Origin of the sequence: Bacillus sp. JJ1773 (assembly GCF_036962035.1) — a bacterium.
Taxonomy (GTDB): domain Bacteria; phylum Bacillota; class Bacilli; order Bacillales; family Cytobacillaceae; genus Cytobacillus.
The window spans coordinates 30,979-54,645 of record NZ_JBALNX010000039.1 but is presented as its reverse complement, the minus strand read 5'-3'; the positions used below and the strand labels follow the sequence as shown (position 1 = coordinate 54,645).

Annotated in this window: 24 protein-coding genes and 1 pseudogene; 21 read left to right on the top strand and 4 right to left on the bottom strand. The window is 38.9% G+C overall.

Annotated elements, in window-relative coordinates; all coding sequences use genetic code 11:
* Positions 1-17 precede the first annotated feature (17 nt).
* The 3 genes from V7127_RS10495 (at position 18) to V7127_RS10485 (ending at position 4,183) form a co-directional block, all read left to right on the top strand.
* Positions 18-1,298, top strand: a complete 1,281-nt coding sequence (locus tag V7127_RS10495; RefSeq protein WP_335485643.1) for a sensor domain-containing diguanylate cyclase — start codon at positions 18-20, stop codon at positions 1,296-1,298.
* Positions 1,299-1,500: 202 nt separating this feature from the next.
* Positions 1,501-2,730 (top strand): MFS transporter, encoded by a 1,230-nt coding sequence (locus tag V7127_RS10490; protein WP_335485640.1) that lies wholly within the window; start codon positions 1,501-1,503, stop codon positions 2,728-2,730.
* A 28-nt stretch (positions 2,731-2,758) separates the two neighbouring features.
* A complete protein-coding gene (locus V7127_RS10485; protein WP_335485637.1) occupies positions 2,759-4,183 on the top strand; it encodes a M20 family metallopeptidase in 1,425 nt (474 codons plus the stop codon).
* A 337-nt stretch (positions 4,184-4,520) separates the two neighbouring features.
* Here V7127_RS10485 and V7127_RS10480 read toward each other — a convergent pair whose 3' ends face one another.
* Positions 4,521-4,646 carry an anti-repressor SinI family protein gene (locus V7127_RS10480; protein ID WP_335485634.1) on the bottom strand — a complete coding sequence of 42 codons (126 nt, stop codon included), beginning with the start codon at positions 4,644-4,646 and terminating at the stop codon, positions 4,521-4,523.
* Positions 4,647-4,915: 269 nt separating this feature from the next.
* Between V7127_RS10480 and V7127_RS10475 the strand changes: the two genes are divergently transcribed.
* Entirely contained in the window at positions 4,916-6,121 is a 1,206-nt protein-coding gene (locus tag V7127_RS10475; protein WP_335485631.1) for a DUF418 domain-containing protein, read from the top strand.
* Between the two features lie 115 nt (positions 6,122-6,236).
* Here the strand turns inward: V7127_RS10475 and V7127_RS10470 are convergent, their stop codons facing one another.
* On the bottom strand, positions 6,237-7,118 hold the full coding sequence (locus tag V7127_RS10470) for a DMT family transporter (protein ID WP_335485628.1): 882 nt from the start codon (positions 7,116-7,118) through the stop codon (positions 6,237-6,239).
* A gap of 120 nt (positions 7,119-7,238) precedes the next feature.
* Between V7127_RS10470 and V7127_RS10465 the strand changes: the two genes are divergently transcribed.
* From V7127_RS10465 to V7127_RS10445, 5 genes are all read left to right on the top strand, one after another.
* Positions 7,239-8,105, top strand: coding sequence for a LysR family transcriptional regulator (locus V7127_RS10465; RefSeq protein ID WP_335485625.1), 867 nt, complete (start codon positions 7,239-7,241; stop codon positions 8,103-8,105).
* Between the two features lie 86 nt (positions 8,106-8,191).
* The gene (locus V7127_RS10460) at positions 8,192-8,797 is read left to right on the top strand and encodes an L-2-amino-thiazoline-4-carboxylic acid hydrolase (RefSeq protein ID WP_335344964.1); all 606 of its coding nucleotides are present in this window, start codon (positions 8,192-8,194) and stop codon (positions 8,795-8,797) included.
* Between the two features lie 88 nt (positions 8,798-8,885).
* Complete coding sequence (locus V7127_RS10455) at positions 8,886-9,434, top strand: PadR family transcriptional regulator (protein ID WP_335344963.1); 549 nt, start codon at positions 8,886-8,888, stop codon at positions 9,432-9,434.
* Positions 9,435-9,937: 503 nt separating this feature from the next.
* Positions 9,938-11,503: a Vga family ABC-F type ribosomal protection protein gene (locus V7127_RS10450; protein WP_335485622.1), complete on the top strand. Its 1,566-nt coding sequence runs from the start codon at positions 9,938-9,940 to the stop codon at positions 11,501-11,503.
* 241 nt (positions 11,504-11,744) lie between these two features.
* On the top strand, positions 11,745-12,389 hold the full coding sequence (locus V7127_RS10445) for a DUF2238 domain-containing protein (protein WP_335485619.1): 645 nt from the start codon (positions 11,745-11,747) through the stop codon (positions 12,387-12,389).
* 195 nt (positions 12,390-12,584) lie between these two features.
* On the opposite strand, the gene V7127_RS10440 is transcribed toward V7127_RS10445, so the two are convergent.
* On the bottom strand, positions 12,585-13,343 hold the full coding sequence (locus V7127_RS10440) for an SDR family NAD(P)-dependent oxidoreductase (protein ID WP_335485616.1): 759 nt from the start codon (positions 13,341-13,343) through the stop codon (positions 12,585-12,587).
* Positions 13,344-13,635: 292 nt separating this feature from the next.
* Between V7127_RS10440 and V7127_RS10435 the strand changes: the two genes are divergently transcribed.
* Complete coding sequence (locus V7127_RS10435) at positions 13,636-13,845, top strand: hypothetical protein (RefSeq protein WP_335344959.1); 210 nt, start codon at positions 13,636-13,638, stop codon at positions 13,843-13,845.
* Between the two features lie 182 nt (positions 13,846-14,027).
* A complete protein-coding gene (locus V7127_RS10430; protein WP_335485613.1) occupies positions 14,028-14,684 on the top strand; it encodes a nitroreductase family protein in 657 nt (218 codons plus the stop codon).
* A gap of 97 nt (positions 14,685-14,781) precedes the next feature.
* On the opposite strand, the pseudogene V7127_RS10425 reads toward V7127_RS10430, so the two are convergent.
* Positions 14,782-15,026 (bottom strand): annotated as a pseudogene (locus V7127_RS10425) (PLP-dependent aminotransferase family protein); the annotation flags it as partial.
* Here V7127_RS10425 and V7127_RS10420 point away from each other — a divergent pair.
* The 10 genes from V7127_RS10420 to V7127_RS10375 all read left to right on the top strand — a co-directional run bounded on the left by V7127_RS10420 (position 15,022) and on the right by V7127_RS10375 (position 23,623).
* The gene (locus V7127_RS10420; RefSeq protein WP_335485794.1) at positions 15,022-15,126 is read left to right on the top strand and encodes an FAD-dependent oxidoreductase; all 105 of its coding nucleotides are present in this window, start codon (positions 15,022-15,024) and stop codon (positions 15,124-15,126) included. The pseudogene V7127_RS10425 and the gene V7127_RS10420 overlap by 5 nt on opposite strands.
* Positions 15,127-15,321: 195 nt before the next feature.
* Positions 15,322-15,942 carry an NAD(P)-dependent oxidoreductase gene (locus V7127_RS10415; protein ID WP_335485611.1) on the top strand — a complete coding sequence of 207 codons (621 nt, stop codon included), beginning with the start codon at positions 15,322-15,324 and terminating at the stop codon, positions 15,940-15,942.
* A gap of 293 nt (positions 15,943-16,235) precedes the next feature.
* Complete coding sequence (locus V7127_RS10410) at positions 16,236-16,352, top strand: YezD family protein (protein ID WP_335485778.1); 117 nt, start codon at positions 16,236-16,238, stop codon at positions 16,350-16,352.
* A gap of 178 nt (positions 16,353-16,530) precedes the next feature.
* Entirely contained in the window at positions 16,531-17,247 is a 717-nt protein-coding gene (locus V7127_RS10405) for a phosphoadenylyl-sulfate reductase (RefSeq protein WP_335485608.1), read from the top strand.
* Positions 17,248-17,261: 14 nt separating this feature from the next.
* A complete protein-coding gene (locus V7127_RS10400) occupies positions 17,262-18,323 on the top strand; it encodes an inorganic phosphate transporter (protein WP_335485605.1) in 1,062 nt (353 codons plus the stop codon).
* A 64-nt stretch (positions 18,324-18,387) separates the two neighbouring features.
* On the top strand, positions 18,388-19,536 hold the full coding sequence (gene sat, locus V7127_RS10395) for a sulfate adenylyltransferase (protein WP_335485775.1): 1,149 nt from the start codon (positions 18,388-18,390) through the stop codon (positions 19,534-19,536).
* A 13-nt stretch (positions 19,537-19,549) separates the two neighbouring features.
* Positions 19,550-20,149, top strand: coding sequence for an adenylyl-sulfate kinase (gene cysC / locus V7127_RS10390; RefSeq protein WP_335485602.1), 600 nt, complete (start codon positions 19,550-19,552; stop codon positions 20,147-20,149).
* A gap of 50 nt (positions 20,150-20,199) precedes the next feature.
* Positions 20,200-20,976 carry a uroporphyrinogen-III C-methyltransferase gene (gene cobA, locus V7127_RS10385; RefSeq protein WP_335485599.1) on the top strand — a complete coding sequence of 259 codons (777 nt, stop codon included), beginning with the start codon at positions 20,200-20,202 and terminating at the stop codon, positions 20,974-20,976.
* 15 nt (positions 20,977-20,991) lie between these two features.
* Positions 20,992-21,735 carry a sirohydrochlorin chelatase gene (locus tag V7127_RS10380; RefSeq protein WP_335485596.1) on the top strand — a complete coding sequence of 248 codons (744 nt, stop codon included), beginning with the start codon at positions 20,992-20,994 and terminating at the stop codon, positions 21,733-21,735.
* A gap of 79 nt (positions 21,736-21,814) precedes the next feature.
* Positions 21,815-23,623: an assimilatory sulfite reductase (NADPH) flavoprotein subunit gene (locus V7127_RS10375; RefSeq protein ID WP_335485593.1), complete on the top strand. Its 1,809-nt coding sequence runs from the start codon at positions 21,815-21,817 to the stop codon at positions 23,621-23,623.
* Positions 23,624-23,667 lie beyond the last annotated feature (44 nt).

Genomic DNA, 23,667 nt, shown 5'->3' with positions numbered 1-23,667 from the left:
CGGTATATCAACCTTTAATGACTAATAATATATTGGATCTTATTTGGAGTAATTCAACAGATGCTATTTTTGCTCTTAATTATGATGGATCAGTAATTGACGCCAATCCAGCCTTTCAAAACATGCTTGGCTGGAATACGGAGGAACTAAACGGTAATCCGTTTCCTCCGTTCATAGCCAATATGACAAAAGAGGAGCACCAAGCACTTATAAGCCAATTAAAAGATGGTCAGAACTTCCCTTATATGATTGTGAAAAGAAGAGATAAAGATGGTGCAATGTTGGATATTTTAGCATCCTATTGGTCTGTTAATAATAAGAGGATTCTTGCAATTGGGATGTATAAAAATTTTACGGAGCAAATGGAAATACAAAAAAAGCTTGAAGAAAGTGAATATTGTTATCGAACGCTTGTCGAATATTTACCCGATGCAATCGTAAAACAATGTAATAATAAAATAAGATTTGTAAATTCATCGGGGATGGAATTTTTCGGTGTAAACAGGTTAGAAGATATTTTAGGCTATTCCATTTGGGATTTTGTGAGAAGCGAAGGAAAAGAAAAAATCCAAAAATTATTTGATGACGTTTATAATAACAATATTCGGAACAGTCCAAAGGCGATTGTCGATCATTTTGTACGACAAGATGGTAAAGAGTTTTGGGCAGAAGTTAAGGTAATACCAATCGGAAGAAGGGACCAGCCAGATATTCAAATTGTGTTTCGGGATGTCACCGAAAAGAAAAGATATGAATCACAATTAGAATATCTAGCCTATCATGACCCGTTAACTGGATTAAAAAACAGAAGGATTTTCACAGAAATAGTGACAGAATCCATTGAATCAGCAAAAATAGCTGAGGAAAAAATCGCTATTATGTATATCGACATTGATAAGTTTAAATTAATTAACGATACCTATGGCCATGACGTTGGAGATCAATTACTACAAGAATTTGCTGAAAGAATAAAGTCTTGTGTGCGAGAATTTGATGTTCTTTGTCGTGTGGGCGGAGATGAATTTCTTGTTTTACTGAAGGGCATCAAAGAGGCAATAGAGATTGTCAATGTTGCAGAGAATATGATTTCAGTTTTTCAAGAACCTTACAAAATTAATGGTTCAAAGCTTCATATAACATCTAGCATAGGCATCGCTGTTTTTCCAGAGAACGGAAGGGATTGCCAGACACTAATTTATCGTGCAGATAAAGCCTTGTATCGTTCTAAGGAAAAAAGAAATCAGTATATGTTTGATGGGATTTTTTTCGGAATTCTCAATAAAACAACATCCAATTAATGGGTGTTGTTTTGTTTTTAGGGCGGTCACAATTTGTGTCCGCTTTTTTTTCGTTATAAATTGATTCATGTAAAAATGGGAATGTTAACTTGTGTAAATACATTATTAAATAAAATATATAGTCTTTTCAACAAAAGGTTATCGAATCCAAAAATGTGTCTTATTAAAAAATTTGTTTTTCCATATAAGGGAGTTGAATAATTTGATTTCTAAACGCACAAGAAATTGGATTCTAGCTTTACTTTTTATCGGTTGGTCTTTAGGCAACCTGGATCGTTATATTATGAATTATGCTGTGTTGTCCATTACGGAAGACCTGAATTTGAGCGCATCTTCTACCGGACTCTTACTCAGCAGTTTTTTTGCTGGATATGCCATTATGCAAATGCCTGGTGGGTGGCTAGCAGACCGATATGGGCCTAGAAAAGTTCTCATTGCCGCAGTTGTTTTGTGGTCGATCTTTACTGGATTGACGGGTGCAGCTTGGTCCTTAGCCTCTATGGTTGTAATCCGTTTTCTATTTGGTATTGGAGAGGGTGGCTTCCAGCCTGCTAGCTCAAAAATCATATCCCTTACGTTTCCGAAAGCAGAACGTGCTCGGGCGATGTCAGTAATGCTGTCTTCGAGCGGAATTATTGCGCTTATTATCCCGATCGCATCTGCCGGGCTGCTTACAACGATAGGCTGGCGCACAACGTTTATCATATTTGGAATCGTAGGTGCTATTATTGCAGCTCTTTATTGGTACTATATAAAACTTCCTGAAAGCAATACAGAAGATAAAATGAATCAAACCGCAGTCTCGAATCAAAAGGGTATTTTCAGATCGCTGTTTAAAACACCTATGATATGGAATTTGATTATCGCCTATTTTTGTATTTATGCAGTTAACTGGGGGCTTGCAGCATGGATCCCGACTTATTTAGTGAAAACGCGCGGTCTTGATTTAATTTCTCTTGGCTGGGTTCAGACGATACCAGGAGTAACATTGTTAGGAGGGATTTATATAGGCGGTTATATCATCGATAAGCTCCCAAAAGGCCGAGAAAGATTAGCAGGAAGTCTTTCATGTGCCTTTATTGGAATACTGCTGTATTTAATGTTCACAGCCTCAAGTGTTGCATCATTTATTACGTATCAAACGATTGTTAATTTATTTATTGCCTTTGTGATTATCCTATTGCCAGCAATTATACTGAAACAATTGCCGTCTTTAGTTACTGGTACAGCTATGGGAATTGCAAATACAGGCGGTCAACTAGCTGGTTTTGTCACACCAATGGCTATAGGGTTTATCGTTGATGCATTTAATGGTTCCTTTCATGCTGCATTTTGGATGTTAATTGGATTCTCCATAGTCTGTATCGTATCACTTTTAACGATAAGTGATAAAAAAGGGGAACTGCTCAAACAAAACGAGGCCGAGCAATAGAGGTGTGATCAATAAGGAGGTCTTTCCCATGGAATTACATACACTCATTTCTGATCTTATCGAACAAAAAAGTGAGAAAATTATTGAGTTAAGCGATAAAATTTGGAATTGCCCGGAAATCTACTTCGAAGAACATCAATCATCTGAATACATATGTAAGGCGTTGGAAGATGAAGGGTTTCAGGTGGAGAGAGAGGTTGCCGGACTGCAGACAGGGTTTATTGGAAGCTATGGAGAGGGTAAACCAATCGTAGCAATTTTAGGAGAATTTGATGCTTTATCAGGCTTGAGCCAGAAAAGGGGACTTACTAAACATGAACCTGTTATTGCAGGCGGTCATGGGCATGGATGCGGTCATAACCTGCTAGGATCCGGGGCTTTTGCTGCCGCAGTTGCCATTAAAGATTATATGGAGCAAACAGGCTTACAGGGAACGGTTCGGTATTATGGTTGTCCTGCTGAAGAAAGCGGATCTGGAAAAGCGTTTATGACTCGTGCTGGATTGTTTGATGGCGTTGATCTGGCGCTTTCCTGGCATCCATTCACAAAACCGAGCATTATGAATGTCAGCAGCCTTGCCAATTACTCTGTGACTTTTAAATTTAATGGAAAGAGTGCGCATGCTGCGGCTGCTCCTCACTTAGGCAGAAGTGCATTAGACGCAGTAGAATTGATGAACGTTGGTGTTAATTATTTAAGGGAGCATATGGTTTCGGAAGCGAGAGTTCATTATGCGATTACGGATACAGGTGGAGCTTCCCCGAATGTCGTACAGCCTCATGCGGAAGTTATCTATTTAATCCGCGCACCGAAAAAGCAGCAAGTAAAGGATTTATACGAACGTGTTTACAATATTGCTAAAGGTGCAGCCCTGATGACTGAAACAACGATGGAAGTCGAGTTTGAAGGTACTGCATCGAATTTAATACCGAATACTACATTAGCAAATGTGATGTATAAACATTTAACTGCAGTTGGTGTTCCTTCTTATGATGAATTTGACCAGCAGCTTGCTCAAGAAATCCGAGCTACTTTTTCTCAAGAAGAACTTGATGCTGACCTTGCAGGTTTGAATAAAGAAACCCTTAAGATATTGAAAGATAAAAATATTGCAGATGTTATTCCGCCTCTCGGAAAAGAGGGGGCATTATCTGGGTCCACCGATGTTGGCGATGTTAGTTGGGCAGTGCCAACGATGCAATGTATGACAGCATGTTGGGCGCTCGGAACACCTTTTCATACTTGGCAAGTCGTATCACAAGGTGCCATGCCTATTGGCTACAAAGGCATGCTGCAAGCGGGAAAAGTTATCGCTTGCACGGCAATCGATGCCATTCAAAATCCAGAAATCATTGAAAAAGCGAAGTCAGAATGGAAAGAACGTTTGGAAGGTGAATCATATGTCTCATTAATTCCTGAAAATATGGTGCCGCCTCGAAAGGCAGCCAAATAAAATAGATTTATAAAATTGACTGTCCAAAGCAGAGGTGCCAAGCACCATGATGAAGGTCTGGCAATAGTGTCGAAGGGGGAGGCGCCGATCCCTAAGCGTTTGAATTACTTAGCAGACAGTGAATCCTTTAATTCCAAAAATTTGCGCCTTCATCGTTTGAATAGGACACAGGATCCGTTAATTGTGAAAAAACATAAGAAATTAGCTGTCTTTTCATGCAATAACGGAATCAGTGTCCTTTAACCTCTAGAAAAACAATCTTTTCAGCTAAATAACGGAACATGAGTCCTCTTATGCCAAAAAAAGAACTTCCTTATTAGCGCATTAAAGAAAATTCCTACTTACCAGTTTTCATAATCTTTTTTAATTGTTGTAGATAATGACGAACCTCTTCTATTGTAATACCAATCTTCTTAGCTTCAAGAATGAGTGCCTTCCATACTTTATCTAATTCGCTTTTCATGCTTAGTCAAATCATAATTCAGGTGATGTCACATGAGGAAGTTACAATTGTCATTTTACAGAGAAGGTGGCACCACCTGAGTAATAGGAAAAGACACTTCAAGACGCAACGAGATGCAATAATGTGAGGAAAATGAAATTTTGGGAACCATTGATTCGCATGGGACGTATATAAAAGTAGAAAAAACGGCTCTTGTCACTCTTTAGGCCATCATGAAGATTCAGCGATTTAGAGGAGTGCCAGGGTACATAAAGAGAGGCAGGGAAACAATGTCTAGCGAATCAGCATTAGGAAAAGATCGAATTGTCACTTTAGATGTTATAAGAGGGTTTGCCATACTTGGCATATTTTTAGTGAATATGCCGTCTTTTACAGGAAGCGAATTTATGGTCTATACAGGCGTAGATAAAACCATTCGAATGCTGCTTGATATGTTTATCCAAACGAAATTCTATACCATCTTTTCTTTTTTATTTGGACTTGGATTTTATATTTTTATGAAACGAGCGGAAGCAAGAGGGGAAAAAGTATTTCGTCTATTTTCTAAAAGGCTGCTTGCTTTGCTATTATTCGGTATTTTGCATCTAGTATTTCTTTGGGAAGGCGATATTCTGCATTCTTATGCGTTAATAGGATTCTTTCTATTATTGTTCTATCGTCGGAAGGCAAAAACAGTACTTATTTGGGGACTCATCCTTATTTCTCTATTCCAATTTATAACAGGGGCATCAGCATTATTCGCGTATATTGGCGAACAATTTGACGAATCATTAAATATTTCGGGACAGCTGCAAATGGAAAGAATGGAAGAGGGAGAAAAGAAGATTGAGGCCTATACAAGTCTATCGTATCCTGAGTTGTTGCAATGGCGTGTTCCTAATGAATTAAAAGAAATAATAATGAATGAACCTTTTGTTATTCCTGATGTACTTGGGATGTTTTTACTTGGTCTGTATGCAGGCAAAATCAACTTGTTCCGCAGGGTTACTGAATTGAAGCGTAGACTCCGTATTATACAGTTAATTACGCTTTTGCTCAGTATTCCTCCGCTGGCTGCCATTATTTTCAGTTACTCCAAGCTAGAAGAAGTAGTATTTATGCACAGTCTAGGAAACTATTTTTATCTTCATTTTAGCGGATTTACTTTATCCATCTTCTATATTGTAACGATTGCACTTCTGTTGGAAAAGCAAAACTGGCAGCGTCTATTAAATCCGTTTCGCTATGTCGGCCAAATGGCATTAACAAATTATTTATTCCAGACTTTTTTTGGTGTCATTGTATTTTATGGATTTGGTTTGTTCGGACAAATATCGTTAGCGATGGGACTCCTATATTCACTTATCTTTTATTGTGTACAAATCATCTTTAGCCATCTTTGGTTAAAAAAGTTCCAGTTTGGTCCTTTCGAATGGTTGTGGCGAGTTATGACGTATGGAAAAGCACAACAATTTAAGAGGGATGTAAGTAATTAGCTGAAACAGTGATTATTGTTGATTTAGCCATATGTGTGCATGTGAACGTTTTTTTCGAGAACATGTGCGCATATGGCTATTTGCAAGTTGTTTGATTAGTAGTGTTCTAGTTATTTTATACTTTCATCTCCTCTAGCAAAAGTTGTTTTTTAGATGTAGAGTTTGCAATCAAAACTCCAGCCAATATGAGCAAAGCACCAAAATAACCTTGCATCCCCATATTTTCATGCAGGAAGATGAATGCAAATATGGCTGCAAAAATCGGTTCAAGTGAAAAGAGAAAACCAGTGCTTTCAGGAGTCGTGTATTTTTGAGCAATGGATTGCATGACAAAGCCAAAAGCAGAGCAAATGAGCGCCAGGCCAAGTATTGCTAACCAATCGATCATTCCACTCGGTAAAATAGGCGTTTCGAATATAAAAATTCCAATGGTTGCATAAAGGCAAGTAAATCCGAGCTGATAAATGCCGAGCTGAAGGGTGTCCACCTCTCGAGCAAAGAGGTTTGTTAAAATAATGTGGACTGCATACAGGAAGGCGGCAATCAAACAATAAAGCGAGCCCAGCGCAAAAGTAAAACCATCTTCAATCGTAACTAGAGCTAGGCCAATAGAAACGATCATAACTCCATAGACAATTTTTTTTTGAGGCAAATTTCGTGTGATGAAGGTTTGTAAAATGGGCACTAAAATAACGGTTGTACTTGTTAAAAAACCCGCTGAAGAAGCGGTCGTACTCTTCATGCCATACAAAAGAGCTACGAAAATACCACATAGCAGAGCTCCGACAATTGCACTGTATGTCAGCACTTTAGTATTTGCAAGAATTACTTTTTTATAAAATATCGCCATCATAACGATAAATGCAATGCCAAAACGTAATGCAATAATTGAAAATGCAGATATGGAATCTACACTAATTTTCATAAAAATATAAGATGTTCCCCACGCCATTGATACAGTAGCTAAAATCCAGTTAGCTTGTTTTTGTGTCATCATCGTAAGTACCTTTCAAGTATTTATTTTAAGATTGGCTATATCGTATCACCTGCATTTACATTAGTAAAACGAATATTTATAATACAAGTATTAGTAATTCTAATGTAAGGAGTAGTGAGTATGAATACGTATTATGCTTTTATCAAAGCTATAGAAACTGGCAGTTTTACAAAAGCGGCTGAAGAGCTGGGCTATACCCAATCCGCCATTAGCCAAATGGTACATTCATTGGAGGAAGAACTTTCTACTACTCTTATTTTACGTTCTCGGTCAGGTATAACTCTGACGCCTGATGGTGAGGAGTTTTTGCCGTATATTAGGAATATTTATAATTCGCACAGGGAGCTGCAGGAAAAGCAAAAAGAAATGGAAGGGCTGGAAAGCGGGCTTATTCGAATTGGCACATTTTCTAGTGTTTCATGTCATTGGCTGCCTGGATTGATAAAGGATTTCAAGAAACAATATCCAGCTGTTTATTTCGAATTACTTCAAGGTGATTATACGGATATCGCTAATTGGATCAAAGATGGAAGTGCAGACTTTGGCTTTGTGAATCCGAAGGCAGTATCGAATTTAACTACTATTGATTTGCAAGAAGATGAAATGCTTGCTGTATTGCCAACAGAACACCCTTTAGCTGCTCACAATAATGTAACATTGAAAGAATTAACGAATGGACCTTATATCCTTTTAGATGAGGGAGAAATAAGTGAGCCATTAACTGTTTTTAAACAAAACAACTTTGAACCTAATATACAATACCGTGTACATGATGATTATTCCATTATGTCCATGGTTGAACAAGGCCTAGGTATCTCCATTTTACCGAAGCTTGTCTTAGAGAGATGCCCGTATAATATTATTACGAAATCAATCTCCCCCACTTTTGCTCGTACCATTAGTCTGGCATACAAGGACAAAAGGGTACTGCCAATAGCAAGCAGATATTTTATTGACTTTATTATTGGAAAATACACTACGCAGTAATTAATTAGGCTTTACAAACTAGAACTAACATGTTATTTTATATTCAACGTTGACTATTCAGCATTAATTAACAAGGAGGTAATAACATGATTAATAAAATTATTGAAAAGGGATATTTTAAGGGGTTACAAGAAAAGATTGGAAAAGAGAAGTCAAAGGAAGCGCACGATTTGTATCTAACTGTTCTTGAAGAAAATAAGAGTTGGGCAACGGATAAACCTACTGAACTCAACTTAATTTTTACCTCAACGGTACTTGCTTCGTATAGAGTATTGAAGAAGTATCATTTTGAGAATTGGGAAGAAATTATCCGCTATTGTTTAATAGAAAGAACAAAAAGTAAGCAGCAATTTTTTATGAAATTGTATTTGCTTTTGGATCGTAAGCCTTTTAAACGAATTGTGAAAATATCTAAACTTAAACAAATAAAGCATTATGGAGATCATCATTTTACTCACCATATCGAAAAAGATACAGAACAGTCCTATCATTTGCATATAAAGAAATGCTTCTACTTTGACTTTTTCCGCTCAAATAATGCCATTGAGGTAATGCCTATTTTTTGCAGTATGGATGATATTTGGGGAGACCTTCTCCATTCTAAAAAGCATGGTGTGACGTTTTCGCGACCGAAGCTACTGTCTAAGGGAGATTCGTACTGCTTTTTCAAATTTGATCAAATAGATGAATAAATTGCGCTTCTCTTTACATCACTATTGAATAGTGTTATATTTTTACCACAATACTTAACGTTGAATATTTAATGTTGGAGTGGTGGTTATGACACGACTAATGGTACTTGGATTACTAAGGATTAAACCTATGTCAGGCTATGAGATGCAACAACTTTTACAAGTGAGTGCAGTGGACGAATGGGCTGGAATTCTCCCAGGTTCAATTTATCACGCCTTAAAGAAAATGGATAAGGAAGGACTCGTCAAAGTAACTAAAGTTGAAACAACAGGTCATCGTTCGAAAGCTATTTATGAAATAACGGATGATGGAGAACAAGAATATAAGAAGCTTTTAGTGGAATCTTTTCGTGAGACTTCCGTTTTTCTGCCGGTCCATTTATATACGGGACTATCTATGCTAAATTTGCCGAATCACCAAGCAGAACCAGATTTGATTGCTGAAGCAATAGCAGCACAAATTGAAGAGCTCTCCTCAAAGATGGATAAACTTGAAGCAGGGCAAACGACAAAGTCTCAGTTTATTGAAGTGAGTGAATTAACGAAGATCACTTTTCAAAATATGCTAGATCATTACAAACTCCAAATAGACTTTTTAAATAAAATATTGAAGGCAATGAGGAACAGCAAGGATTAGGAGGAAGGAGCTCTGTCCAATAATCTGGGAAAAGGGTACGCCAAGAACAGAGTTTCCTGCTCTTAACCCTTACGGTCGGATTCATCACGCAATTCGGTAATCCCGTCAATCTTTTTATCTTTGACCAGCAGAAATGCAGGATCTGACATTTCAAGTAAAGTTGGCACTCAAACATCTAAGCGGTTGACAATTCATAAAATACCATTTAAAGTGGAATTAAATTACAAGCAACGGAAGGGTGAACCAACTCAATGAAGTTCTAATCCTATTTACGAAAGCAAACAATTGAAGGGTATTTTTTTAGCGGATCTTATCTGCTTATTTCTGTTCCCCTCAATTGTCGTTTTTCAGAATAGGATTGGATTTCTATAGTGGACCCGGAAGAGTAATGGCTTCTGTATACTCTTTTTGACGTGCATCTATAAGTTTGCCAATGCCTCCTATTCTGAATGAAATAGGAGGCATTTTGTGTCTCCAGACTTTGTTCATAAGGAGATGTTAATATGCTTTTATTAGAAGCTCTTAATTTAAAGTACTTTGTACAGGATCGTTTATTAATAGATATTGAGCAATTGCAAATTCATCAGAACGATCGAATCGGATTAGTTGGCCGGAATGGAAGTGGTAAAACGACCTTACTGAAAATTCTAGCTGGAAAGATATCTTCGGAGGAAGGGACTGTCCATCATTATTCGCAATGTGAACTGATCCCACAGTTAAAACGAACAGATACAACGAAAAGCGGCGGGGAAGTAACTCAAGCATATATTAAGGAAGCCTTTCTTAAAGACCCAGATCTTTTAATTGCGGATGAACCAACGACAAATTTGGATACAGAACATATTGAATGGGTGGAAAAGAAACTAATTCAATGGCGAGGTGCATTTATCATTGTTTCGCATGACCGCGCATTTCTGGATGCTCTTTGCACAAAGATTTGGGAAGTCAATGAAGGAAAGATAAAAGAATATAGCGGTAATTATAGCGATTATGTGGCGGAAAAAGAATTAGAGCAACAACAGGAGAAATTAGCATACGAAAAATATGAAAATAAGAAGAAACAATTAAAAGAGGCCCTACTCTTAAAAGAGAAAAAGGCTGATAAAGCAACAAAGGCTCCGAAAAAGGTAAGTAAATCAGAAGCAAGAATTACAGGTGCAAAGCCATACTTTGCGAAAAAACAAAAGAAGCTGCAAAAAACAGCGAAAGCCATTGAAACAAGATTAGAAAAACTAGAAAAGGTAGAAAAAGTGAGAGAACGCCCACCACTCAAAATGAACCTGCCTAATGCAGAAACGATCAAAGACCGGATTATCTTACGAGCACAAGATGTGTCAGGCGTTATCGGTGAACGTGTTCTTTGGGATCAAACAAGTTTTTATGTTCGTGGAGGCGAAAAAGTAGCAATCATTGGTCCAAACGGGTGCGGAAAAACAACCTTAGTTAAAAAACTTATCAATCTAGATAATGGCATTACTCTTTCTCCATCTGTGAAAATAGGGTACTTTAGCCAAAATTTAAATATTATAGACGCAGAAAGGTCAATCTTAGAGAATGTCCAGTCTACTTCAAAACAGGATGAAACACTCATTCGAACGGTCCTTGCAAGAATGCATTTCTTTAGAGACGATGTGTATAAACTGGTAGGTGTTTTAAGTGGCGGTGAGCGGGTAAAAGTTGCGCTGGCTAAGTTGTTTTTAAGTGATATTAATACGTTAATTTTAGATGAACCAACTAATTTTCTAGATACAGAAGCCGTAGAAGCATTGGAATCTCTCCTAAAAGAGTATGAAGGGACGATCATTTTCGTCTCCCATGACCGGCGATTTATCGAAAACCTCGCTACACGAATATTAGCGATCCGAGATGAAAAGGTTGAATTGTTTGAAGGAACCTATCAACAGTATCTACATGATGAACCTCAAAAATTTCGAAATGCCGAAGAAGATCAGCGGCTCGTGCTCGAAACGAAAATATCTGAAGTATTAAGTCGTTTAAGCATCGAGCCATCGGAAGAATTAGAAATGGAGTTTCAAAAACTTTTAAAAGAAAAACAGAATTTAAACTAGGAAAAAGGGGTTAGGTTTCGTCCTGCTAATAGTATCGGGACAAGAAGCCTGCCCATCTTTCCTATAGTGGAGCTATTATGGAATTTCTTCAGTATGAAGAACGCTTTAAAAGGGAGATAGGGAAGTAGTTTTTTGCATTAATATCGAAATGTTATTAATACTAAGGTTAAAAAGAGCAAAAACTATCCATAAGTGGTTGGAGGAAAGGGTTTTTCGCCTTAATATTACATGACAGTAAGGAATGGTAAAAGTGGTAAGAGATAAAAGTACAATTATTCATATAATATTGCTGCTGATTGTTACGGCTGTTTTTATTTGGTCAGTTATCCGGCCTGCTGGGTATTTGATATGGATAATGGAAGTATTACCTGCACTTGTCGTATTAATCGTTGTAATTGCAGCCTATAATAAGTTTCGTCTCACTACACTATCCTATATCATTATTGCTATACTTTCGATTTTGACGTTCATTGGAGGTCATTATACTTACGCAGAGGTTCCTCTTTTTAATTGGATAAAGGATCACTTTGATTTAAAACGGAATAACTATGATCGGTTGGGACATTTCTTAAAGGGTTTATTTGCTATTGTGATCAGAGAAGTTTTAATAAGAAAGACTCCATTAACGAGAGGGCCGTGGTTAGTTGCTATTATACTAAGTTTCTCACTTGCAATCGGTGCCTTATATGAAATTGTCGAATGGTTATCTACAAAAATAAAAACAAGAGGAAATGAACCTAAGGAATTTTTGGGAATGCAGGGCGATATTTGGGACGCGCAGTGGGATATGTCATTAGCCTTTGTTGGTTCAATACTCGCACTACTTATTTTTTCAAAACTCCATAACAAGTTGTTAGAAAAAAGGAATTTCGGAAATAAAAGATGACTGTGCTCTTTACAAGTGGAAATGGGGTCATCGAGCTTTTCCACTCGATTTTAATACATCCTAATTTTATATGCTATAAAACTAATTAGTTGCTCTTTACGAAAAGTGGTGGTCAACGGTGAAGATGATAAAGCAAAATATAACTGTTAGCGTTGTATTTTTATTAGATGCTGTTTCTTATAACTAATAATACCATTAACTCACATTTTTTATGGCTTTTTTAGTCAATTTTACAAGCATTCTTCCCATTGACAATGAAAAAAGGTAACTGAATTTTACTGACACAGCATCGGCCAAGGAGGGGGTAATGAAGAATTTCTTACTGTCTATGTGTTTAATAAAACCTTTTCCAACTTTTTCAGGTGATGCTTTAAAATCTGTTGGAATTGGAAGTGGTGAGGATGATTTTGTATTTGTTAATGGCGGATGCATGATATGAAATGTCACACCGCTATCAGCATATTCCATTCTCAAGCATTTAGCTAAGGATTCTATTGCCCCTTTACTGCATGCGTATGAACTTATATTATAAAATCCGGTAACGCCTACAACTGAACTTGTAAAGCATATCCTGCCGCATCTTTGCTCTTTCATAATAGGTAATAACGCCTCTGTCAAATTTATAGCACCATGAAAATTCACATTCATAACTCTATCGAAATTTTCTCTATTGTGCTCTTCAAAACTTTTGAATAAACATAAGCATGCATTATGGACAGCATAATTTATGCTGCCAAATTGGGATTTTGTTTGATAAACCGCCATTTTTACTGACTCAATGTCATGTACATCACATTTAAAACTTAACAGGGTTTTGGGAAAGGTATCTTTAAGTTTATCAATGTTATCGCAATTAATATCAAGCACTGCAACACAGTTTCCATTCTCAAGCCATTGTTTAGCCATGAAATAGCCAATGCCATTATTTCCGCCTGTTATGAATAATGTCTTCATACTTTCACCCCCTATAATACTATTCTTTATAATAATGCTGATATTTCACTACTCATTAAACCTTTTTATACTGGGTTCAATTATTTCGTATAAAATCTTTAAGAATTTCAATAACTTCATTCTATTCTAGTCATCAATCATTCATTAAATGATAAATTATTTGTCTTTTTGATTTTCCCTTTTTCAGCTTAGTAGAAAAGAATCTGCCCGCCTGCCTCACTCTATGAATTAATTACAGCCATAAGGAGCATCCTTCATTGTTGGTTTCGGCTGCGACTCAACGAAACTGGATATGGAAAATCAAACAGAGGTAGAGAAAGAGCTTCGCAAATTCATTCCGGACATCGAGGTGATGGAGAGCACAGGCCATGACTGGATGGCCGATCCACTCTCACGAACATGGGCCATGTTGAAAAAGAAGCAATTAACGGAGTATCTGGCTGAACTTCAGAGGGAAGAAGAAGGGGTGTTTATCGCAGGTTCAGATTATGCAAATGGCTAAAACCTTTTTTTTGACAATTCGTTTCACTTTTTAGTAATGTAAACTGGTAAGATGCGAACAATAGAAATAGAACGATCTTTTATCACGTTCATAAAAGGGTTAAAAACCTTTAAGATATAAGAGTTTTCTTGAAGCGTTCGTAGTAGAGATGAAGTAATTGATCATTACTAGGAGGAATTATTATGTCACAAACTATCTATGTACCCGAACAGCAAATGTTCCTCGATGTTATTCAGGGACGCCGTTCTGTTCGTTCATATGATCCAACAGTGCGAATCTCACGCGAAGAAATGACGGAAATATTGGAGCTGGCAACATTGGCTCCATCATCATCAAACCTGCAGCCATGGCGTTTTCTAGTCATTGATAAGCCGGAGTTAAAGGAAAAGCTTCTGCCAATCGCGTTTAACCAACAACAGGTAGTCGAGGCTTCTGCCGTTATTGCTGTGCTTGGAGATGTGGAAAGCTACAAGAAATCCGAAAAAATTTATGGACAGGCTGTTGAAGCAGGTTATATGCCGGAGGATACGGCTAAATCATTCATCGAGCGTACGACCGGAATGTACTCTACCTTGCCCCCTGAAGTGGCGCGTCAAATCGTATATACGGATGGCGGCCTCATCTCGATGCAGCTCATGCTTGTCGCCCGATCTAAAGGGTACGATACGGTTCCGATGGGTGGATACGATAAAGCGAAGTTCGTTGAAGCGTTCGGAATTTCCAAACAGTATGTGCCGGTCATGCTGATTGCGATCGGAAAAGCAGCGAAACCTGGACATCCAACAACACGTCTTCCTATTGAGGATGTAACGTTCTTTAACGAAATGCCATCGGAATAAGCAAGGCATTATCACGTGACGTGGGGACAGTAACCTGACCCTTTGTCCTAAAAAATACCCGTAATTGTTAGACACAACTAACGATTATGGGTATTTTTTATATCCAAGCCATTTTCAAGAGCTGTACCCCTAACTGGATTTCATCGCAAGAAAGATGACTATGGCCAAGTTTAATAAGGGCGTATCAGAATTATTTTTTATGAAGTAAAGTGAAGTGGGATACACTTTAACACCATAAAAGGCAGCGCGCGCGATCAGCCATTCTTCTGAACACTCTAGATGTAATTTTATTAATAAGTACAGTCCAGATTGCTCGCCAATAAAGGATATATTTTGAGTGAACTTATTTCTCGCAGGTTCAGATAATGCAAATGGATGGGCAGGTTTCATCGAAGGTGCAATTGAAAGCGGGATTATGACAGGAAGAAGAGTAGTTAAGTAACTTTTGGAAAAGTAAGGTAAAGTATAAATATACATTAGTTTGTTGATTGGATTGGAAAAATGGATAAAGCAAAGTCCATTAAGTTTGAAGAGGCAAAACGAGAAGAATATTCTTATTTTTCAATAAATATATTAAATCATACTTGACTTATAGGAATAGTTTAAAATATGATAATACTTAAAAATAGGAGGGGCTATGCAGCCGTTAATAATTAATTTAACAGGTAAGAAGGTCGTCATTGCCGGTGGTGGAAGGATAGCCGCTAGAAAAGCAAAGGCTTTAGCGGAACAAAAGGCGGATATTACTTTTATTGCTCCTCATTTTTGCGAAGAAATTCTGGAGTTATCTCGAGAAAAGGATTACACCTTCATTCATCGAAAGGCCTTTCCAAATGATTTTGAGAATGCATTTCTTGCTATCTTGGCAACAAACGACAGAAAAGCTAATAAAGCCTTGGTGAATTTTCTCTCTCCTAATCAATTAGTTTGTGTGGTTGATGAATCCGAAGAGGGAAATGTCTCCTTTCCTGCAACAATTCAAAGAGGGTACCTCCAAGTAGCGGTAACAACAAATGGTTCGAGTCCAAAGCTGACAAGGAAGCTGAAAAAAGAGTTAGAAAAACAATTTGATCACTCTTGGGAAACTTATTCGGAATTTTTGCTTCAATGCCGAAGAAAGCTGAAAAAGATGAACATTCCCCTTGAAGAAAGAAATAAATTCTTAGAAGAAATCCTTGATGAACGTTACCGTATAGATGAATCTGCACAAAAGGAAATACTAGAACATCTTCACAAAATGGGGAATTTGAATGCATAAAAGTTGAATGAAGGACCTAATAACTATTTGTAAAAAAGTTTAATTATCTTATTTACATTAATCCTATCGGTATGGTAGTGTTTATGTAAATAATTAACATTATTATTAAAGAGGTTTATGGAAAATAGACAGTATCTTTGCAATTAGCTGCGGTATAGCGGTTATTCTAGTCATTTATTATACATTTGGGGCAGGTGATTATAATCCCTCTCCCACATATAAAATATTTTGAAAGGGGGACGAATCAGCTGAATATTGGGGGAAGGGAAGAGCTGTACACACAGCTTGAAAAAATGCTGGACTCTTTAAAATTCGGATCCATCACGATCGTTGTTCAAGATGGCAAGGTCGTGCAAATAGAGAAAAATGAAAAGATTCGTCTTCAATCAAAAAACTCGCTGACTAGATAAACTAGAGGCGGTCTCCATTTTATTAAAAGTGGGAGACTGCCTTTTTTTATTGACTTTTCCGCATATCGTATTTTTCCATAATACCGCTTTACTTTGAGAGGAAGTTAGCAAGTGAGCCCGAGAAATCTGGGCGCAAATACGCCAAGGCGAATTTGATTTGTTAGGAGGTTTACCAACCATGAATATTCCCATCACGTATCGAAACTGGGCTCAAGTTTCAAATCGTTTTAACATAAGCGATGAAACAAAAGGGGCAAAGGAGGTTCTCGAGTGGGCCTACAGTTCCTATTCGGAAGAGCAGATTGTCTATGCCTCAAGCTTCGGGGCAGAAGCGATTGTGTTAATCGATCTGATTCAACAGTGTCAGTCAAATGCCCATATTGTTTTCTTAGATACGGGTTTGCACTTTTCAGAGACTTATGAAGTGATTGATAAAATCGAAGCCCGTTTTCCTAGCTTAAGAATCGAGCGAAATCAGCCGCACTTAAGCTTAGACGACCAAGCAGCTCAATATGGATCCGCATTATGGAAAAGAGAACCCAACGAGTGCTGCCATATTCGAAAGGTCATTCCATTAAAAGAAGCACTTTCGACAAAACAAGCTTGGATATCCGGCCTTCGCTGCGAACAATCGCCCACTAGAGCAAATACTGAATTCATTAATAAAGATGAAAAATTTAAGAATGTGAAAATTTGCCCGCTTATTCATTGGTCATGGAGCGATATTTGGGAACATATCCGAAAAAGAGGTCTTCCGTACAACCAATTGCATGACCAGCAGTACCCAAGTATTGGTTGTATTCCTTGTACTCGGCCTGTTGATATTGATGGCGATTCGCGTGCAGGACGTTGGGCGGGAAGTGGCAAGACTGAGTGCGGTCTTCATACCCGATAAGGAGGACATGACAAGTGGTAACCATATTGGCAGTTATTATTGGATTATTTTTTGCCATGAATATAGGCGGAAGCGGGGCGGCCGCTTCTATGGGAATTGCTTACGGCTCAGGGGTCATTAAAAAAGGTCTGGCACTAATGCTTTGCAGTATCGCGGTATTTCTAGGTGCTTGGCTTGGCGGCGGGGAGGTCGTAAAGACAATTGGGAGCGGAATTGTCCCATCATCCACGTTTACAATTCCAATTGCCTTGATCGTTTTAGCTTCTGCGGCTTTGTCGTTGTTTTTGGCCAATATCTTTGGCATTCCGCTTTCAACGAGTGAAGTCGCTGTGGGATCGATCATCGGTGCAGGAATTGTATATCAGTCTGTATATGTGTGGAATCTTCTCTGGATAATGAGTTTCTGGCTACTTACACCATTAGCCGCATTTATCATTGCTGTTCTAGCTAGCTATCTATTAAAAAGTACATTTATTAAACGGATGGTGAAAGCTCCAAAGGCTGTTCCAATCCTTACGATTCTAGTTGTATTTATGGGCTTATTTGAAGCTTTTTCAGCTGGAATGAACAATGTAGCAAATGCGGTTGGACCGCTTGTCGGCGCGGGAATTCTTTCTACAGGAAGCGGGATATTCTGGGGCGGGCTATTTGTTGCATTCGGAGTCATCTTTTTAGGCCGGCGAGTACTAGAAACAAACGGCAAAAAGATCACTACCTTAAAGCTTGAAGAAGGCTGTGTTATTTCAGGAACAGGTGCAAGCATCGTAACAATCGCGTCATTATTCGGTATTCCTGTACCTCTCACACAAATAACAACGTCTTCCATTATCGGAATTGGTTATGCAAAACAAGGAAAAGCGGTGTTGAAAAAGGGCATCGTTGTTCAATTGCTCACCGTTTGGATTGTGTCACCTGTCCTTTCCATGGTTTTAACTTACACACTTATTCAACTGATCATTGAACAAAATTTCTACCCCGTCATTGCAATGATTGGCGTTCTGATTTCTGTATTCGGAGTTCTGTCATTGATGAAAAGGCAAAAGGCAGTGATTCATCATTCGCCTCTCAAAGAATAGAGATATGTCTGTTTTTTAACTTAGTAATTTAGAAAACAAAAAATGAATGAAAGGTATGATACGAATGTCATTTCTGCCAAAACCTCATGGAGGAACTTTAATTCAAGCATTTCATCCGGACTTTGATTTTTCCCATATCGATAAAGAAATTGAAATCGATGAAGTTGCATTAAGTGACCTAGAGCTTATCGGTGTTGGTGTATTCAGTCCTTTAACGGGGTTTCTTGGAAAAGAAGACTATGAATCTGTTGTAGCGAATTTGCGCCTTGCGGACAACACGATATGGTCCATACCAGTCACACTCCCTGTATCGTATGAAATTGCAGAATCACTTAAAAAAGGCGAGGAAGTTAAGCTTGTATTTAATCAAGAGGTTTATGGAGTGATAAAAGTTACCGAATGGTATGAACCTGATTTAAACAAAGAGGCACTCTTCGTTTATCGGACACAGGAGCTTGCCCATCCAGGAGTGAAGCGACTATTTGAAAGAGGGCCAGTTTATGTCGCTGGAGATATCACGCTTATTAAAAAGCCGGAAAAAAGAATATTTAGCGATGTTTGGTTCGAACCAAAGGAAACTCGAGCGCTTTTTGAAAAAAATGGCTGGAGATCAGTAGTAGGGTTTCAAACACGCAATCCGATTCACCGAGCGCATGAGTATATCCAAAAGGCGGCACTAGAAACTGTTGATGGGCTGTTCGTGCACCCTCTTGTAGGAGAAACAAAGTCTGATGACATTCCAGCAGATGTCCGTTTAAAAAGCTACCGTGTCTTGCTTGAAAATTACTATCCAAAAGACCGTGTACAGCTGGGGGTATATCCTGCGGCGATGAGATATGCCGGACCAAGAGAAGCTATTTTTCATGCCATTGCACGCAAAAACTTTGGCTGCACTCACTTTATTGTCGGTCGAGACCATGCGGGTGTAGGCAATTACTATGGAACATATGATGCACAGAAAATATTTGGCGATTTTCCGGTAGATGAATTAGGGATTAAGCCATTATTCTTTGAACATAGCTTTTATTGCAATCAATGTGAGGGAATGGCCTCAGATAAAACTTGCCCTCACAGTATAGAGGACAGGGTCATCCTTTCGGGAACAAAAGTAAGGGAAATGCTTCGCGCTGGTGTGATTCCGCCTTCCACATTTAGCCGTAAAGAAGTTGTGGAAGTGCTCATTGATGGATTGAAAGAACACGTAAAGGCATAAGGAGAGGAAAAACATGTCCAAAGCAACAAATATTACATGGCACGATGCAGCTGTTACAAAAAATGACCGGCGAGCTCAGAGCGGTCACGGAAGCTGTGTATTATGGTTTACAGGCCTTTCGGGATCGGGAAAATCAACGATTGCGAATGCTGTTTCAAGTGAATTATTCGAACAAGGAATTAATGAATATGTGTTAGACGGCGATAATATTCGCCACGGTCTTAATCGAGATCTTGGCTTTTCAGAAGAAGACAGAATGGAGAACATTAGACGGATTGGCGAAGTAGCTAAGCTTTTTGTCGATAGCGGCAAGATCGTGACAACTGCCTTCATTTCTCCATTCCGAAATGATCGCGATGATGTCCGCTCTCTTTTTGAAGAAGGAGAATTTATTGAGATTTTTGTTGATTGTCCAATTGAAACATGTGAAGATCGTGACCCAAAACAGCTTTATGCCAAAGCACGAAGAGGAGAAATTAAGGATTTTACAGGGATTAATTCTCCATATGAGATTCCAAAACATCCTGAGATCATTATCCAGTCCAACCTTTTAACGGTTGACGAAGCGGTACAGAAAATCTTTGCCTATCTTCGAGAACATTTCACAATTTAAGGTTTTATTTTCAAAAAAATTCATGTGAATAAAGAAAGGCTGGTAATGCAATGATCGGCAAGGTTTATTTAGTAGGAGCAGGTCCTGGCGATCCAGACCTGATTACAGTAAAGGGATTAAGGTGCTTGAAAGAAGCAGATGTCATTCTTTATGATCGGCTCGTGAATCCGGAGCTCTTACAGCATGCAAAGGATGGGGCACAGCTTGTTTACTGCGGTAAACTCCCCCATTACCATACGATGAAGCAGGAAACGATTAATCATTTCATAGTGAAATATGCAAAAAAAGGCCATCACGTTGTCCGATTAAAAGGGGGCGATCCTTTCGTTTTTGGACGCGGAGGAGAGGAAGCGGAAGCATGTGCAAAGCACGCCATTCCTTTTGAAATTGTTCCTGGCATCACTGCGGGGATTGCTGCTTCAGCCTATGCAGGCATTCCTGTCACCCACCGAACATTAAGCAAAAGCTTTGCTTTTATTACTGGTCATCAGGCTGGTGACCAAGCAGCAGAACACCAATGGGCACATCTTGCCAATGGAGTAGATACCATTTGTGTGTATATGGGAGTAGCGCAGCTTCCAATCATCATAAAAAATTTAATCGAGAACGGCAAATCGAAGCAAACGCCTATTGCATTGATTCATTGGGGGACACTGAGTGAACAGAGGACTGTCGTTGGAACCCTTGAAACCATCGAAGAGCTAGTTAAGAAAGCAGCAATATCAAACCCTAGCATGATTGTGATCGGTGAAGTCGTCCGTTTGCATCAAAAATTAAATTGGTTCCAGGAAGAAATGATGTCAGAACTCCCTGTTATCCATGGATAAAGGCAGGGGAATGAGATGAAAGCGATTCTTTATATTGCCCATGGCACACGTTCCAAAAAGGGGGCTGATGAAGCACGGAAATTTATTGCACAAGTAATGAACCGGGTTGATATCCCCATTCAAGAAATTAGTTTCCTTGAGCTGTCAGAACCACTACTGGAAGAAGGCTTTAAACGATGTGTGGAAAAGGGGGCGACAATCATTACCGTTGTTCCTCTTTTCCTGCTTGCAGCGGGGCATATTAAGCGGGATATTCCCCAGACCTTGTCCTCTTTGCATGCCAGATTCCCTCAGATTCAGATAAAGGTAGAGGATCCATTTGGTGTGCAGTCGAAGATTCTTGATGCGGCAGCAGAGCTTATTAGAGGAACTGCCGGTGACCTTCTGAGAAACGATTGCCTGTTAATTGTCGGAAGGGGAAGCAGTGATCCGCAAATTCAGACTGATTTTTCAATGATTGCACAAGGGATTAAGAATAGACTTGGAATTCAGTATGTATCTATTTGTTATTTGGCAGCGGTCGAGCCAAGACTGAAGCGCGGGATGGATACCATTTTAGAAAAAGCGGACGGCAGAGTGATTGTTCTTCCTTATTTATTATTTTCCGGCCTTCTTAGTTCAGAAATAGAACGCGAAGTGATGAAGCGGATAAAAGCAGGAAAGCAGTTGATAAACATAGGCCCATTAAGCCAACATCAAATTTTTGAAGAGATTGTGATTGAACGGGCAACTGGGAAAATAGGCTCCCTTAATGTCTGATCTTTTTGAGTCTAATTATTGTGTAATAGATTCATATCGTCCAAAAAAATATGAAAAAAATGATAGTGAGGTGTTTTCGTTGCAACTTCAGGTTATAAATAGTCCGTTTAATCAGGAGCAGGCAAACCTTCTTAGTCAACTTCTGCCAACACTAACAGGAGCACAAAAAGTATGGTTGAGCGGTTATTTGGCTGCCGCAATTCAGTTAGATTCCGCTTCCACACAAGCAGTAATTCATTCCCCGCAAGGCGCTGGAGGGGTTGCATCTAAAGATGTAACGATTCTTTACGGTTCACAAACGGGAAATTCCCAAGGGCTAGCAAAGGAAACGGCAAAAAAGCTGGAAAGCAACGGTTTTAACATAACCATATTATCTATGAGTGATTTTAAACCAAATCAATTAAAAAAAATTCATAACCTATTAATTGTTGTCAGTACACACGGAGAAGGGGATCCGCCTGATAATGCATTGACCTTCTTTGAATACCTTCATAGCAAAAGAGCATCAAAACTAAATAATCTGCACTTTTCTGTTTTAGCGCTTGGTGACAGTTCATATGAATTCTTTTGCAAGACAGGTAAAGATTTTGATCAACGCTTGGAAGAGCTTGGCGGCACAAGGCTTTTCCCTCGTATTGACTGTGATGTTGATTTTGATGAAAATGCATCAGAATGGATTCAAGGCATTATTAGCAGTTTAAAAGCTACTGAGGATCAGGAAGGTGCTTTTGATGCGGCTGCAGCATTGCAGACAGTCGAAGCTGTGTATTCAAGAACTAATCCTTTTCAAGCAGAAGTATTGGAAAATATCAATTTGAATGGACGAGGCTCGAATAAAGAAACCCGCCATCTTGAATTATCGTTGGAGGGCTCAGGCTTTTCATTTGAGCCAGGTGACAGTCTTGGTGTCTATCCAGAAAATGACCCAGCGCTTGTCGAGCGGATTCTTAATGAACTAAAGTGGGATCCCGAAACGACAGTGACAGTAAAGCAAGGGGATGTTCGAACACTTAAAGATGCCCTTCTCTCATTCTACGAAATTACTGTTCTAACAAAGCCGCTTCTTGAGAAGGTAAAGCCGCTTTTATCCAATAATGAATTCCAAGAACTTTTAACACCGGGAAAAGAAGAAAAAGTAAAGGAATTTTTAGAAGGCAGCGATTTGCTTGATTTGCTACGAGATTTTGGGGCATGGGGCGGGTCAGCGCAAGAGTTTGTTTCTGTTCTTCGGAAAATACCAGTTAGACTTTATTCAATTGCAAGCAGCTTATCCGCAAATCCTGATGAAGTTCATTTAACAATTGGTGCCGTCCGCTATGAGGCCCATGGGCGGGAACGGAACGGCGTTTGCTCCATTCAAGCCGCCGAGCGCCTTAAAGCTGGGGACACCCTGCCTGTTTTTATTCAGCAAAATGAAAACTTTAAGCTCCCAAATAACCCGGAAACGCCAATCATCATGGTTGGTCCCGGAACAGGGATTGCGCCGTTTCGCTCCTTTTTGCAAGAACGTGAGGAAGTAGGGGCTGAAGGGAAATCATGGCTGTTTTTCGGGGATCAGCATTTCGTCACAGATTTTCTTTACCAGCTTGAATGGCAAAATTGGCTGAAGAGTGGGGTCTTGTCGAAAATGGATGTTGCTTTTTCGCGGGATGGCGATAACAAGGTTTATGTTCAGCATCGGATGCTTGAACATAGCAGAGAATTATTTGAATGGCTAGAAGATGGAGCGTATTTTTACGTATGCGGTGACGAGAAAAACATGGCTCGCGATGTCCATAACACGTTAATTGAAATTATCCAAAAAGAGGGCGGCATGAGCCGTGAACTGGCGGAAGAATATATGGCCAACCTTAAACAGCAAAAGCGTTACCAGCGGGATGTATATTGAATTATTCAGCGATGTGTTAAATCGCTAATATATCAGGAAGGTCA